The sequence below is a fragment of the Pseudomonas sp. FG86 genome (assembly GCF_057808775.1).
The window spans coordinates 1-16,964 of the sequence record NZ_JBMDIS010000112.1; the positions used below are offsets into that span (position 1 = coordinate 1).

General features: G+C 64.1%; 4 protein-coding genes. All 4 read left to right on the plus strand.

Annotation, left to right across the window (positions count from 1 at the left end):
• Positions 1–123: 123 nt before the first annotated feature.
• The 4 genes from gspE to ACODSV_RS33135 all read left to right on the plus strand — a co-directional run bounded on the left by gspE (position 124) and on the right by ACODSV_RS33135 (position 16,756).
• Positions 124–1,542 (plus strand): type II secretion system ATPase GspE, encoded by a 1,419-nt coding sequence (gene gspE / locus ACODSV_RS33120; RefSeq protein WP_024074814.1) that lies wholly within the window; start codon positions 124–126, stop codon positions 1,540–1,542.
• Positions 1,542–2,753: a type II secretion system inner membrane protein GspF gene (gene gspF / locus ACODSV_RS33125; protein ID WP_150055969.1), complete on the plus strand. Its 1,212-nt coding sequence runs from the start codon at positions 1,542–1,544 to the stop codon at positions 2,751–2,753. Before gspE ends, gspF begins: the two co-directional genes overlap by 1 nt.
• Before the next feature lie 427 nt (positions 2,754–3,180).
• Positions 3,181–4,383: a substrate-binding domain-containing protein gene (locus tag ACODSV_RS33130; protein ID WP_150056367.1), complete on the plus strand. Its 1,203-nt coding sequence runs from the start codon at positions 3,181–3,183 to the stop codon at positions 4,381–4,383.
• Between the two features lie 325 nt (positions 4,384–4,708).
• On the plus strand, positions 4,709–16,756 hold the full coding sequence (locus ACODSV_RS33135; protein ID WP_150095489.1) for a filamentous hemagglutinin family protein: 12,048 nt from the start codon (positions 4,709–4,711) through the stop codon (positions 16,754–16,756).
• The last annotated feature ends 208 nt before the right edge of the window (positions 16,757–16,964 follow it).

Here is a 16,964-nt window from a genome sequence, read left to right on the forward strand (position 1 = left end):
CCGCTGTAAGAGCGGAACCATAGGTGGCCGTTACCGCAGCAACGGATATGTACCCCAACCCGCCAGCCACCGTTCCCGCAGCAACGGATATGCCCACGCCCACCCCACAAAAGGGCCAACCCCATGAGCCTTCTGCCCTACGCCTGGGCCAAATCCCAACGCATCCTCCTGCGCCCCAGCGAGCAGGGCATGCTGCTGACCGTCTGCCCCTCAACCCCCGGCTGGTCCATCAGCGAAGTCCATCGCCAGTTCGGCCAGGCCCGCCTCGAGCAGGTGCGCGATGACGAACTCGACGGCCTGCTCGCCAGCGCCTATGCCGATACAGGCAGCGCCGCCGCTGTGGTCGGCGCTGCCGAAAACGAAGTCGACCTCGACCGCCTGATGCAGGACATGCCCGAGATCACCGACCTGCTCGATACCCAGGACGGTGCGCCGGTGATCCGCATGATCAACGCCTTGCTGACCCAGGCCGCGCGGGACGAGGCCAGTGATATTCATATCGAGCCGTATGAAACCCATTCCGTGGTGCGCTACCGCGTCGACGGCACCCTGCGTGACGTGGTGTCGCCGCGCAAGGCGTTGCATGGTGCGTTGGTGTCGCGCATCAAGATCATGGCCCAGCTCGACATCGCCGAAAAACGCTTGCCACAGGACGGCCGTATTGCCCTGCGCGTGGCCGGGCGGCCGATTGATATTCGTGTGTCGACCGTGCCCACCGGGCATGGCGAACGCGTTGTGATGCGCTTGCTGGACAAGCAGGCCGGGCGTCTGCAATTGGAGACCCTGGGCATGGAGCCGCAGTTGCTCGCGCGCCTCGACACCTTGATTCGCCAGCCCCACGGCATTGTGTTGGTCACCGGGCCCACCGGCAGCGGCAAGACCACCAGCCTCTACGCGGCCCTGGCGCGGCTGGATGCGAGCACCAGCAATATCCTCACCGTGGAAGACCCGGTGGAGTACGACCTGCCGGGCATCAGCCAGATCCAGGTCAACGCCAAGATCGACATGACCTTCGGCCTCGCGCTGCGGGCGATCCTGCGCCAGGACCCGGACATCATCATGATCGGCGAAATCCGCGACCTGGAGACCGCCCAAATCGCCGTGCAGGCCTCGCTCACCGGCCACCTGGTGCTCGCCACCTTGCACACTAACGACGCGGTGTCGGCGGTCAACCGCCTGATCGACATGGGCGTCGAACCGTTTTTGCTGGCCTCGTCACTGCTGGGCGTCTTGGCCCAGCGCCTGGTGCGGCGCCTGTGCCCGCATTGCAAGCAGGAAGACCCCGCCGCGCCCGGCACCTGGCGCCCGGTGGGCTGCGCGCAGTGCAACCAGATCGGCTACAGCGGGCGTACCGGCATTCATGAATTGTTTTGCGTCGACGACGATATCCGCAGCCTGATCCACCAAGGCGCCGGCGAGCAGGATTTGCGCGTGGCCGCACGCCGTGCGGGGATGTTCAGCATGCGTGAAGACGGCGAGCGTTGGGTGCGCAGCGGCGCCACCGCACCGGAAGAAATCCTGCGCGTGACACGGGACGCCTGATGAATCGCTATCGTTATGAAGCCGCCGATGCCAGCGGCAAAGTCGAGGCCGGGCACCTGGAGGCCGACAGCCAGAGCGGCGCGTTTGCCGTGCTGCGCAGCCGTGGCCTGACCGCGCTGCGGGTGCAGGTCGAAGGCAGTCAGCAAAGCGCCGCCGGCAGCAGCCTGTTCAGCGCCAAACTGTCGGACAACGACCTGGCCTGGGCCACGCGGCAACTGGCGAGCCTGCTCGGCGCCAGCCTGCCGTTGGAGGCGGCGCTGAGCGCCACGGTGGAGCAGGCCGAGAAAAAGCACATTGCCCAGACCCTGGCCGCTGTGCGTGCCGATGTACGCGGCGGCATGCGGTTGGCGGATGCCTTGGCGGCACGGCCACGGGACTTTCCGTCGATCTACCGCGCACTGATCGCGGCGGGGGAGGAGTCCGGTGACCTGGCCCAGGTGATGGAACGCCTGGCCGACTACATCGAAGAGCGCAACAACCTGCGCGGCAAGATCCTCACTGCGTTCATCTACCCCGGTGTGGTGGGGCTGGTGTCGATCGGCATCGTGATTTTCCTGCTCAGCTACGTGGTGCCGCAGGTGGTCAGTGCGTTTTCCCAGGCGCGCCAGGACCTGCCGGGGCTGACCCTGGCGATGCTCAACGCCAGCGACTTTATCCGCGCCTGGGGCTGGCTGTGTTTCGGCGCCATCGTTGGTGGTTTCTGGGGCTGGCGCCTGTACCTGCGCGACCCGGTGGCGCGGTTGAACTGGCACAGCCGGGTGCTGCGCCTGCCGTTGATCGGGCGCTTCGTGTTGGGCCTGAACACCGCGCGATTTGCCTCGACCCTGGCGATCCTCGGCGGTGCCGGCGTGCCGCTATTGCGCGCGCTGGAAGCGGCGCGGCAAACCCTGTCCAACGAGCGCCTCAGCCAGTGCGTCAACGATGCCACGGCCAAGGTGCGCGAAGGCGTCAACCTGGCCCCTGCACTGGCGGTGGAAAAAGTCTTCCCGCCGGTGCTGATCCACCTGATCGCCAGCGGCGAAAAAACCGGCTCGCTGCCGCCGATGCTCGAACGCGCCGCGCAGACCCTGTCGCGGGACATCGAACGGCGTGCCATGGGCATGACCGCGTTGCTGGAGCCGTTGATGATCGTAGTAATGGGCGCGGTGGTGCTGGTGATCGTGATGGCGGTGCTGTTGCCGATCATCGAGATCAACCAACTGGTGACCTGACTCCACGCGGTCAAAAATGTGGGAGGGGCGGTGCGACGATTCGACTTGCCCCCGATTGCGGTGTGTCAGCAACAACTGAGGTGACTGACCCACCGCTATCGCCGGCCCTCAACCTCGGGTTCCTCATTCCGTCACATCCACCCCCCCTCGCCACAGCCCACGCCGCCTTGACGAAACCCATGCTGAAACCGCGCTGTCACCTGCCGCCAAACCGCTCAAAAGCATGACCAAAACACCCGAGAATCTTTTTAAAAATCAAGCCCTTCCTCCCGAGGTTTTTTCGTTTTGCTGTCATCGGAAGCTGCCAAATTCCTAACCCATGGCCTCACCCCTCGCCACCCCCGACACACGGCTTGGGACCGAAGCCATGGCGTCATGCAAGAGCCATCTACCCCAAACGTACAAACACGATGAAAGGAGATTCTTCATGTTTAAGCGCAACGTTCTCGCGGTATCCATGACCCTCGCTGCACTGTGCTCGGCACAGGCTGCAATGGCTGACATCAACGGCGGTGGTGCGACCCTGCCACAGAAGCTGTACCAGACCTCTGGTGTGCTGACTGCCGGTTTCGCCCCTTACATTGGTGTGGGCAGCGGGAATGGCAAGGCAGCCTTCTTGACCAACGATTACACCAAGTTCGTGGCCGGCGTGAGCAACAAGAACGTGCACTGGGCCGGAAGCGATTCGAAGTTGAGCTCGACTGAACTGTCGACCTACGCAACCAACAAACAACCTACCTGGGGCAAATTGATCCAGGTGCCTTCGGTAGCCACTTCGGTTGCCATTCCTTTCCGCAAGAGCGGTGCCAACGCGGTGGACCTGAGCGTCAGAGAGCTGTGTGGTGTGTTCTCCGGCCGTATCACCAACTGGAGCGGGATTTCGGGCGCTGGCCGTACTGGCCCGATCACGGTTGTCTATCGCAGCGAGAGCAGCGGTACCACCGAGCTGTTCACGCGTTTCCTTAACGCCAAGTGCGCCGAGACCGGCACTTTCAACATCACCACCACCTTCGGCACCAGCTACACCGGTGGCCTGCCTGCCGGCGCTGTTGCCGCCACTGGCAGCCAGGGCGTGATGGATGCCTTGAACGATACTTCTGTCGCTGAAGGCCGCATCACCTACATGAGCCCTGACTTCGCTGCGTCTACGCTGGCCGGTCTGGACGACGCCACCAAAGTCGCTCGTGTTGGCAAGGACGTAGCCAACGGCATCCAAGGTGTTTCGCCGGCTCCGAGCAATGTTTCCGACGCCATTGCTCAGGTTCTGCCACCTAACGACCCGAGCGCTCCGCTCGATGTCACCAACCCGGACAACTGGGTTCCAGTGTTCGGTAAAACAGGCGTGGCCGGTGTCCAGCCGTACCCGGATTCGGGCTACCCAATCCTCGGCTTCACCAACCTGATCTTCAGCCAGTGCTACGCCGACGCTACCCAGACCAGCCAAGTGCGTGCCTTCTTCACCAAGCACTTTGGCGACACCAACAACAACGACGACGCCATCACGGCCAACCGTTTCGTACCGCTGCCAGCTAACTGGAAAACCGCCATCACCGATAACTTCGTGACGGCAAGCAGCGCGTTGAGCATCGGCAAAACCAACGTCTGCAACGGTATCGGTCGTCCGCTGTAACCCAAGCTTTCAACGACCCGCAACACCTGATCAGCAACGGCCTGTGCCGTTGCTGATTTTTTGCATTGCGATTTCTTCTGTAGGAGCGAGCTTGCTCGCGAAGGTCGTCAACGATGACGCGGGCTTGCTGAATGCCTGCGGCGTCCTCGCGTTTTTCGCGAGCAAGCTCGCTCCTACAGAAACTGTGCGTCGTCCTTATCGGGCCGTTACCAGTCCTTTATGAACTTTGCATGACAGAAGTTCAGTCGCGCCCCCCGCCAACCGCCTAACCCTCATACACAAGCCTGTCTTGCCCCTGGGCGCCAATAAAGAAGGAAAATTCCCGATGGTCCGCTGCAAATCACCGGTCAACCTGAAAGCCCAAGAAACCGTGCTGCGTCTCAAGCCGTTGGCCCGGGCCATCGCCTTGTTGATGGTGGCGGGCAATGCCCACGCGGCCACGGCGTTCAGTTCCAGTTGGTTTGCCGACAAGGGCGCGACTCAGGCGGCGACGGCGGCGCGGATCAGTGCCGGGCAGGTGCCGGGGGTTCCAACGCTGAACCAGCAGGCGCAGGTCAACCAGCAGATGGCGCGCTCGATCAGCAACTTGAATACCAGTGTCGCGGCGATTGCAGCGCAGCAGGCGGCGCAAGCGGCAGGGCGCCAGGCGGCGTTTGGCCAGGTGTCGACGATTCCCGATGGCCTGGGCAAGGGCGGCCTGCAAGTTGACAACAGCCTGACCCAGGGCTGGACCAACGCCAAGGGCCCGACCCAGAGCCAATCCGGCGGCAAAACCACGGTGAGCATCGAACAGACGGCTGACAAGGCGATCCTCAATTGGGAGACCTTCAACGTCGGGCGCAACACCACCGTGGATTTCCAACAGCAGTCCAGCTGGGCCGTGCTCAACCGCGTCAACGATCCCGACGCGCGGCCCAGCGAGATCCAGGGCCAGATCAATGGCGCCGGCACGGTGATGATCGTGAACCGCAACGGTGTGGTCTTCAATGGTACCAGCCAGGTCAACGTGCGCAATCTCGTGGCCGCCGCTGCGACCATCACTGATGAGCAGTTCACCCAGCGCGGTATTTACGTGGATGGCACCGGCACCCAGCCGACCTTCACCGACGCAGCGGGCAAGGTCCAGGTACAGCGCGGTGCCGTGATCCAGACCCATAACCCGGCGACCTCCACCGATTCGGGCGGTTATGCCTTGCTGCTCGGTTCAGAGGTCGAAAACGCCGGCACCATCAGCACCGCCAAGGGGCAGACCACCCTGGCGGCCGGTGACAGTTTTTACATCCGCAAGGGGGTCGGCACCACCGGCAACGATCGTTCCACCACCCGTGGCAATGAAGTGGCGACCAGCCTTAACACTGGCAGCAGTGCCGGCAAGGTCAGCAACAGCGGTTTGATCATGGCCTCCACCGGCGATATCACCCTGACCGGGCACCAGGTGCAGCAAAACGGCGTGGCCCTGGCCAGCACCTCGGTGGACACCCGTGGCACCGTCCATTTACTCAACGCCGCCACCGACACCACCGGCAGTGTGACCCTGGGCGAGGGCAGCACCACCGCGATCCTGTTGGACAGCAGTGGCAGCACTGCGCTGAACAGCCAGCAAAGCAATGGCCTGACCAAGCTCGACGGCACCCCCGCCAACCTGATCACCGGTCTGTTCAACAACCTCAGCGCCGTGGCCGATCGCACCGACCAATCGCGTATCGAGATCGTCAGCGGCGGCACCGTGGACTTCCAGAAAGGCTCGATCACCCTGGCCACCGGTGGCCAGGTCGCGGTCAGCGCGACCGGGCGCAGCCTGGTGCGCGATGGGGCGATGATCGACGTGTCCGGTGCGGTGGGCGTCAAGGTGTCGATGGAAGCCAACAACATCAAGATCAACGTGCAGGGCAACGAGCAGCGCGATGCGCCGGTCAACCGTGACAGCGGGCAGTTGATCAACAACGATGTGTGGGTCGACCTGCGCGAGCTGGTGTTTGTGCCTGCCGGCACCAACGGCTATGCGACGGATCGCTGGTACACCGCCGGCGGCTTGCTGGAAGTCGGCGGCTACCTCGGCACCCAGGGCCACTCGGTGGGTGAGTGGATGGCCCAGGGCGGTACCGTGACCTTTACCGGCAAGGACGTGGTGACCCAAAAGGGCGCGCAGATCAACCTGTCGGGTGGCACCGTGGATGTGCAGGCCGGTTATATCCAACAGACCTGGCTCAAGGGCCCCGATGGGCGCTTGTATGAAGTGTCCAGGGCGCCGGGCGACATTCTCTATTCCGGCTTCTACAAGGGGTTTGAAGACACCAGTAAACGCTGGGGCCAGACCGAGTATTACTACAACCCCATGATCGCCAAGCAACGCCGTTACGAGTCGGGTTACACCGTGGGCCGCGATGCCGGCAAGCTGGTGGTCGGAACCACCAGCGCGGTGCTGGAAGGGCAACTGATCAGTGACGTCTTCCAGGGCGATCGCCAGACCCAGGCGCCAAACCTCAACCTCGACGGTTACCAGCAGTCGCAGAAGGCCATGGCCCAACGGGCGCAGTTGATCATTGGCGGGTACACGCCGGTCTATAACAAGACCACCGGCACCCTGCGCTATGCCCTGAACGGCACTGCCGCCGAAGTGCTGATTGACAGCAACACCCAAAAGATCGCCGAGGGCCTGGACCTCAGCACCGCACTGCCGGCGGATCGCCAAGGCAAGCTGGTGCTCGACAGCGATCAGCTCAATGGCTACTCACTGAGCGCGATCAAAGTCGGTGCCACGCAGCAGATCACCGTCAACGGTGCGCTCACGGTGGCGGACGGCGGCGATATCACCTTGTTCGGGCCAGGGGTCAACCTCAACGCCAACCTCACGGCCCATGGCGGCAGCATCAACGCCGGTAACATTCTCAGCCAGGTCGACCCGCTTAAAGCCGGGGCTGTGGGTGACACGATCCTGGCGGGGGGCGGTATTGTCGACGTCGCCGGCGGGGTCAGGCTGGACACCACCGGGCGCTGGAACAACCTGCTGCTGGACCCAGCCAATACCGCCGGTGTGGCCTATGTGAACGGCGGCAAGGTGTCGCTGCGTAGCACCGCGAATGTCAACCTGGCGACGGGCAGTGTGGTGGACGTGGCTTCCGGTGGCACGCTGGGTGTGAATGGCACCCTCACTGGCGGCAAGGGCGGTGACGTGACCCTGGCGGCCCTTGGCACTTTGGCGCTGGACGGCGAGATTCGTGGCTATGGCGTCAGCGGCGGCGGCACCCTGGCGTTGCAGGCGCGCCAGGTGCAGATAGGCGACAGCGCCACGGCGCCGGCCGCCGACACCTTGCAACTGGCCGGCGACTTCTTCAATAAGGGCTTCTCGGCCTATGACATTACCGGCAATGAAGGGCTGCTTGTCACCGATGGCACCCAGGTGGATGTCACTACGCCGGTCTACCGTTTGGGCGAACAGACATCCGGCGTTTCGAGCGGCAGCGACCCGGCCGCTGCCCTTGAGCGCTGGACGCCAGCGTTGTACCAGGAAAACCCGACCCAAGGCGTATTGAACCAGCGCCTGGGTGCCAGCTTGAGCTTGACCGCGGGTCATCGGGACTCCACTGCGGCCGACCTGGCCACCACGACCCTGACCGTAGGCCAAGGCGCGGTGATCAATGTCGACCCCGGCCAGGGCATCAACCTGCGCAGCGTCGGCCAGCTGACGATGAACGGTACTCTCAATGCCTGGGGCGGGAGCGTCAGCCTCGGCGGCCTGACGGTGGGCAGCTCCGAAGCGACGAATGCCGTTGGCCATGGCCGCTCGATCTGGGTGGGCGAGAACGCGCTGATCGACGTGGCGTCGCGGGCGGTTACGGCGGTGAACAACCGTGGGGGGGTCTACGGTCAGGTGCGCAGTGGCGGCAAGATCAGCATCGGCGGCGATATCGACCTGGCGACCGGCATTGCCAAGGCCAGCGACCTGTTTGTGGTGGTGCGCAAGGGCGCGCGCCTGGATGCTTCGGGTGCCCAGGCGGCGCTGGACATTCCAGGCCAGGGCCGGGTGTTGGTCGCGAGCAAGGGCGGCAGCATCAGCTTGGCCTCCAACAATGGCCTGTACCTGGACGGCAGCGTTGTCGCCCGGGCCGGTGGTGCGGGGGCGGCGGGCGGTAGTTTGTCGCTGGCGCTGGAAAGCCCGTATTACGCCAAGAGCACGGTCACCGACAGGGTGCTCAATGTGCGCGAGCTGGTGATCAGTCAAGTCCATCAAGACAGCCTCTTACCGGGTACCGCCGATGCCGCGGCTGCGAGCCTGGAATACGGTCATGGCCGCCTTGGGGTGGATCAGGTCAGCGCTGGTGGTTTTGACAACCTGGCTTTGCTCAGCAACGGCCTGTTGAGTTTTGACGGCGACGTGGCGTTGAACATGGGCCAGAGCCTGCGCCTGTACAGCGGCGCCATGGGCCTGACTGAAAACGCTGCCGCTAATGCCCGTATCAACCTGTCGGCGCCTTACCTGTTGTTGGCGGGCATCCTTGCGCCGCTGGATCCCACAAAGGACCAATACCTGCATCCGGTGTTGACCTCAGGCATGTCGCGACGCGCCAGTCAGGCGGTATTCAACGCCGGTGGCAACCTGATCGATGTGCGCGGCAATGTGCTGATGGGCAACAAGAGTGATCTGACGCTGGCCGATGGCAGCCTGGTGACTGTCGACCGTCGCGGTTTCGACGATGTACAACTGACGAGCCAGGGCGACCTGCGCTTCTTGGCCGGTGCCGATGCAAACGTGATTGCCCAGGGCATCAGCACACAACTGATGACCCGGGGGGACATGACCCTGAGTGCCGCACAGCTGTACCCCGCGACCGAAGTCGGGGCGCGGGTGATCGCCGGTTACCTGGACGGTCTCACCAACAATGGCACCGGCTTCAACTACGACCCGACGCGTACCTTGACCATTGCACGCACCGGTGACAGCCAGAGCGCCATGCCGTATTCGGCGTTCGGTCGCCTGCAATTGGGTGGCCCTACCATCAAGCAGGGCGGGGTGATACGCGCGCCCCTGGGGCTGATCGAAATTGGCAGCCTGGGCTCCAGTCGTGTCGAATTGCTGCCCGGCAGCCTTACCTCGGTGAGTGGCAAGGGGTTGGTGCTGCCCTATGGCGGCACGGTGGATGGGCAGGTTTATAAGTACAACGGCAAGACGGTGACGTTCATCGGCCAAGGAGGCTCAGCCCTCAACGGCACCCTTAATGTCGGCATGACGTTGGGCGGTGAGTCGGTGTTGGTGCGGCCTGGTGCTACCGTTGATCTGTCCGGCGGTGGCGAGCTGCTCGGGGCCGGGTTCATTTCCGGGCGCGGCGGCTCCACGGATGCGCGCTACAACCCGTTGGTGCAGTTCGGCGCAAATGGTGGCTTTGTGTTGCCGGGGCTGGGCACTAACCCGGTCTATGCGATTGTGCCCGGCGCGCAACCGGGCTACGCCCCGGTAGCACCGGAGGGTGGGGCCGTCGAGCCGCTTGTGGGCCAGCAGATCACGATCGGTGCTGGTGTGCCGGGGCTGGCAGCGGGCACTTATACGCTGATGCCGTCCACCTATGCCCTGATGCCGGGGGCGTTCAGGGTGGAAATCAACGGCCTGGCCGGCCTTGGCAGTCAAGGGGCAGCCCAACTGATGGGCAACGGCTCATGGTCCACTGCCGGGCAGCTGTCCATCGCCAACACCGGCATCAGCGACAGCATCGCGAGCCAAGTGATCCTGACCTCCGCCGATACCTTGCGCCGTTACTCCCAGTACAACGAAACCAGCTACGCGCAATTTGCCATAGCCGATGCCGCGCGGCTCGGTGTCCCACGGGCATTGCTGCCTGTGGATGCGAAGACCTTACAACTGGCCTTGCGCCTGGGGGCCGGGGCGGATGCTTTTTCGTTCCAGGGCAATGGTCGCTTCGAGGCCGCTGAAGGGGGGTACGGGGGTACCGTTGCGCTGATGAACGTAGACCACAGCGGTCTAGGCAACGACCTCGAAATCGTGGCTTCCGGCCGGGGCGCCACCAGTGGTTTCAACGGTATCACCGTGGATGCCGACAGCTTGAATTCGCTGGGTGCCGCGCGCCTGATGATCGGGGGGACGACAGTGGTCAACTACGGCCAGGCGGGCAACTACATAACCCTTGCCAACGGCACCACTGGCGCTCTCGTCTTGCGAGAGGGCGCGAGCCTGGCGGCGTCGGAAGTGTTCCTGGTGGCTTCCACCGGTTCCATCGTGGTGGAGCAGGGGGCGTCCATCAATACTATCGGGCGTGGCAAGGCCAGTTATGACGCGCGTGACGGTTTCATCTACAACCTGGCCAACACACTGGCGGTTTCCAACGGTTTGCTCAATGTGGTCGCAGCGGCGCAACCGGATGTCGGCCGCGGCATCCAGTTGGGGGTATGCAACAACGCGCCGTGCACTGGGCAGACCGCCCTGTACTCCGAAGGCAGCATTGTCGCCTTGACCGACAGCACCCTGCAGATGGGCGATCAGGTGCGTTATGGCACCCGTCACCTCAACCTGGGGCTGACCAGCATCAACGTTGGCAGCCCGCAAGCGCTGGCCGACGCCGCGGCGGGGAATCGCTTGCCAGCGGGCCTGACCCTCACCCAGCAAGTGCTCGACCGCCTGCTGCGCGGCGACACTCAATTTGGCGCTCCGGCCCTGGAGACCCTGCAACTGTCGGCGCGGGACAGCTTCAATTTCTACGGCTCCGCCACCCTCGACACCTACGATGCGGTGACCGGCAAGTCCCTGTTGAACAACCTGATGCTCTCCACCCCGGCGATCTACGGTTCCGGGGGCGCGAATGATGTGGCGACCATCCATACCGCCAACCTGATCTGGCAGGGCGCCGAGGCAGCCCCTGGCATGGTGGTGGCGGGTGGTGCGGGCACCGGCAGCGGGCGCCTGGATATCAACGCCGAACGCATCGTGTTCGGTTATGGCGAGTTTGCCCAAGCCAGCACCACTGCAACGTTGAAGCGCCTCGCCCTGGGCTTTGCCAATGTCAACCTGAATGCCAGCGACCGCATCACCGCCAACCACAAGGGCAGCCTTTCGGTGTACCAGAGCCAAGGTGCCTATGACGCGCTCAAGGGCTTTGCCTACAGTGGCGGCAACCTGAATATCCTCACGCCACTGATGACCGGCGAAGCCGGCTCGGTGAATAAGATCACCGCGGGTGGCGCCATCGACATCAGCGCATCGGCAGGCCCGGTGGGTAAAGTGGAAGGCCTGGGCGGCGAGCTGTCGCTGCAGGGCGACAGCCTTCGCCTGGCCAGCGCGGTGGTACTGCCCAGCGGCAAGGTCACCCTGGGCGCCCGTGGCGACGTGGTGCTGACCGACAACGCATCGGTTGATGTGTCCGGTCGCTCGATCGTTTTCAACGACCTGACCAAATACAGCGCGGGGGGCGACGTGGTGCTGGAGAGTCGCGCAGGCAATGTGCAGCAGGCCGCGGGCTCGACCATCGACTTGTCGGCGCAGTACAACCAGGCGGGCAAGCTACGCGCCGTGGCGGTGGGCGGCACGGCCGGCACCGTCGACCTGGCGGGCAAGATCCTTGCGGGTAGCAGCGGTTATTACGATGCCGGCGGCACCCTGGTGCCGTACCTGGCCGGCGCGGTGGAGGTCCAGGCCCAGCACCTGGGTGGCAGCGGCACCTTGAGTGACCAGTTCGCCGCCCTCAACCAGCGTCTCAACCAGGGCCAGGTCTTTGGCGCGCGCAGCTTCCAGCTCAAGCAGGGCGACCTGATCATCGGCGACGGAGTCAAGGCCAACACCGTGGATGTCTCGGTGGACAGCGGCACGTTGCGCGTGACTGGCCGGGTGGACGCCAGTGGCGAGCGCGTCGGCAGCATCAACCTGGCTGGCAAGAACGGCCTGACCCTGGACGGCACTGCGGTGCTCGACGCCCATGGCACGCAATTGCGCGTGGACAGCTACGGCAAGATCATTGATTCGCCGAACCGCGCCATCGTGGTCCTGGGTTCCGGCATCGGCCAACTGACCCTGGCCGATGGGGCGCGAATTGACCTGCGCCATGGTACCGAAGCCGCCACCGCCAATGACGGGCGCAACCGTGGCACGTTGGAACTGAATGCGCCGCGCCTGGGTGCCGATGACATCGCGATCGACGCCAGTGGACGCTTGACGATCCAGGGCGCGCGCTCGATCGCCCTCAATGGCATGGCCACCTATGATAATGCGCCGCTCGGGACCGGTACGACCGCCAGCGGCAGGCCGTATCAGGTCATCACCCAGAAATACCTGGATGACATACACGGTCTCAACACCACGTTCATCGATGCGGCGTTGAGTAACACCAACCTGGTACAGAACAAGCTGGCCGGTCTGAACAATGCGACCTACGGCGATACGTTCCACCTGCGTCCCGGCGTAGAAATCATCAGCAAAACCGCCGATGGCGACCTGGTGGTACAAGGCGACCTGGACCTGTCCGGCTATCGCTACGCCAGCCTGAAATCGCCTACCCGTGCGGTGACCGAGGCGGGCAGCCTGACGCTGCGCGCCGGTGGTAGCCTGAATATCTACGGCAGCATCAATGACGGCTTTGCAGTGCCTGCAGCGACGGCGGATGACAACGGCTGGGTACTGCGTGCGGGTCTCGATTACACCGGCGGCGCGGTGGTAATACCGCGCAACGGTGTGATTCTGGCGGACGGTACGACGTTCCCAGGTGGCACGACGCTTAACTTTGACCTGCCGATCAAAGCGCGGAGCCTGCCGGCTGGCACCCGGCTGCCGGTCGCAGTGACCCTCGCTGAGGAACTGGTGCTTCCGGCCGGCACGGTGCTGGCGGGCGCCGTGCGCGATGCGACAGGGAGTGTGCTGTACCCGGCAGGCACCCTGTTAAGCACAGCGGTGACCTTCCCGGCTGACAGTATCCTGGATGCCGGGAACGTGTTGGTCAGTCTGACCGAAGTCAAGCAGATGACCTGGCCTGCTGGCGTGCCGCTGCCCAGCGTAGCCTCCGTGACCCTCTTTGGCACCAAGGAACTGCCTCGTGGTGCGCGGTTGCCGGAGGGCGTCAACTTTAAATTTCCGGGGGCCGCAAAGTCGATACAGTTGCGAGTGCCGGACCCAAACTATCCGAACCGTCTATGGGCCGCAGCGCCCATGCTGCCTGAGGGCTCCCAGTCGTGGTCGATGCGCCTAGTGGGTGGGGCCGATACCCAGGCGGCCAACAGCCGGATGCTGCTGGCGCATCCACAGGCCGGTGCCGGTGATCTGCGCCTGGCCGACAGCCATTACGGTGTCTTCGGCCCGAGCAAGATAGTGGGCAGCAGCGCGCGTTTCAGCGTAATCCGCACCGGTACGGCGGACCTGGAATTGCTGGCCGCGGGTGATTTAAGCATGGAATCGCTCTTCGGCGTCTACACCGCCGGCAGTCCCACCGCTGCCAACGCCGGTAGCCCGCAAGGTGCCTGGTTCCCGGATGGGGGAGGTAATGTGTTGTTGAAGGTCGGTGGCAACCTGACCGGCAACATTACCAGCAAGGCGAGGTCCACTGGCGGGCGGCCGGTGACTACCGATGGTGAGGTGGATTCGGTCAACGTCGGCAATTGGCTCTGGCGTCAAGGCAATGGTTTGAGCGGCAGCCAGGCGCAACCCACCGCCTGGTGGATCAACTTTGGCTCCAAGGTGCCGTTAGCGGGGCTAGCGGATCGGATGGTGGGCTTTACCGGGTTCGGCACCCTGGGCGGCGGCAATCTGAATGTCGAGGTCGGTGGCGATGCGGGGATGCTCAAGCCTGTGGCGAACCTGGCTGGCAACATAAGCCCGCGCAGCACGGGCCTGGTCCTGGCGGTAGGCAGTACTGGGCGGGTCGCGGCCGATGGCAGCCTGCAACTCACCGGCGGCGGCGATCTGAACGTGCGGGTGGGTGGGGCGGTGAACCCCGGCAGCCAGACGGCGCTGGAGCATCTCAATGGCGCGGTGGTGGATCTGCGTGGGCATGTACAACTGACGGGTGGCGCCCTGGGTAGCCTGACGTTGCGTTATGGCAGCCAGCCTAAGGATCAGAGCCCCAGCGAAATCCGCGCCTACGATCCGACCCGCTCGACTTCTGCGGCCGCGACCGGTGGTTGGAGCCTGTTTCCGGGGGATGCGACCTTCAGCCTGGCCACCCGTGGTGACCTGGTGCTGCAGGACGTGGCCGACCCTGGCCGTGCACCGCAGATGAATATCCTGGCTTACGAGAATAATGGGGTCAGCGGTCTGGGGCAGAGCTGGTTCAGCCTGTGGACCAACCGCACAGCCATCGACTTGTTCTCGGCCGGTGGCAATCTCACGCCGTTGACCGATACCGCAGAGTCGGACATGGCAGCAGTGTATCCCGCGACATTACGTGCAGTCGCCGCCAATGGCAGCCTGTACTACGGCCGCGCTTCATCCTTCAACACAGCACCTTGGCCGGAGCTCAAGGCGCTGGTGTTGGCACCGTCGACCAACGGCCAGTTGCAACTGCTGGCGGGGGATTCGATCTACGGCGGTGACCTGACGATCAGCCGTTCCAGCGCGGCGCCGAATAGTTTGGCGAGCATCCTGCATCCGGCTTTCCAGGGCTTTATTAGCAGGCGCCCGGACGTGGGCAGCGGGAATGTCTCTATCGACGGCAATATTGCCCGCCTGGGCATCTCCTACCCGTTGTTTGCCTTCGGTCCCAACACCGCCAGTACGTCATGGGGTGATGCTCTGGAGCCTGCACGTTTCTATGCGCTGAGCGGCGATCTGCTCGCGGTCAACAGTGGGCGTGCGATCACCATTACCGGCTCGGATGACGCGCGTTTCGGGCAGACCTATTACGAGGGCGCTGGCGCGGTACGGATGCTGGCCGGGCGAGATATTGTCCGCAGCGGCACTCTCCTGAGCGGCGCCACGGGCGGGGACCCGACGACCGGTCAGTACACCTTTGCGGGCAACCTGTTCGTGCATAACGGCGCCAGCGACATTTCCATCGCCAGCGCCGGTCGCGACATCCTCTACAGCAGCTTCAATGTCGCCGGCCCCGGCACCCTGGAAGTGACCGCTGGGCGCAATATCCTGATGGACGACCAAGTGGCGATCACTAGCCTGGGGGCCGTGGCTCCTGGCGACACCCGGCCCGGCGCGAGCATCGTGATGCAAGCCGGCGCAGGCCCCAACGGCCCGGATTACCGCCGCTTTGTCGAGGCCTACCTGAACCCCGCTAACCTGGCCCAGCCAGGGGAGTCGATCCAGGGCGGCAAAATCGCCAAGACCTACGAAAACGAGCTGGTCTCCTGGCTGGCCGCACGCTTCGGTTTCGTCGGCAATAGCGAACAGGCGCGGACCTACTACGCCGCACTGCCGGTCGAACAACAGCGGGTTTTCGCCCGTGACGTGTACTTCGCCGAACTCAAGGCCGCCGGCCGCGAGTACAACCAGGACGGCAGCGTACGCCAGGGCAGCTATGTCCGTGGGCGTGCGGCGATTGCCAGGTTGTTCCCCGAGACCGACGTGGCCGGTAACCCGATCAGCTACAAAGGCAATATCACGATGTTCGGCGGCGCGGGTGTACACACCAACTTCGGTGGCTCGATCCAGATGCTCACCCCAGGCGGCAACCAGACCTTCGGCATCGAAGGCGCGGCGCCCCCGTCGACGGCGGGTGTGATCACCCAGGGCGCGGGGGATATCCAGTTGTACTCCCTGGGCAGCATCCTGCTCGGCCAGAGCCGCATCATGACCACCTTCGGCGGTTCGATCATGGCCTGGACCGCCCAGGGCGACATCAACGCCGGTCGCGGTTCCAAGACCACCGTGGTGTACACACCGCCCAAGCGCGTCTATGACAACTGGGGCAACGTGGGCCTGTCGCCATCGGTACCGAGCACCGGGGCGGGGATCGCCACGTTGAACCCGATCCCGGAAGTGCCGGCTGGGGACATCGACCTGATCGCGCCGCTGGGCACTATCGATGCGGGCGAGGCGGGCATTCGGGTGTCGGGCAACGTCAACATCGCCGCCTTGCGCGTGGTCAATGCGGCCAACATCCAGACCCAGGGCAAATCGTCCGGAGTGCCGGTGACGGCCACCGTCAACACCGGCGCCATGAGCTCGGCCAGCGCGGCGGGGGCGGCGGCGTCCCAGGCAGCGGAGGGTGCCGCACGCAGCCAGCAGGCGGCGGCCAAGCAGGGCAGGGCGTCGATCGTGACGGTGGAGGTACTGAGCTTTGGCTCCGAGCCGGTACAGCGCGAGCCGCAGGAACAGCAGAAAACCTCCGGCTACAACCCCAACAGCCCGGTGCAGGTACTGGGCGCCGGACCGTTGAGTGAACAGGCGCGTGCGCGCTTGACGGATGAAGAGCGCAAGCAGATCACCCTGTAAGGACTTAGAAAGGACCTCTCGATGTACCGTTTGGGGCGATCAATGATCGCCCCGTTTTTTTGGGGTTGTTGGCGCGGCGGCCTTCGAGCCGACCGGTGTTGTAGCTGGTGTACTCGGTAAAAATGTGGGAGGGGGCTTGCCCCCGATGAGGGTGTGTCAGTCACTTATTGGTTAACTGACCCGGCGCTATCGGGGGCAAGTCGAATCG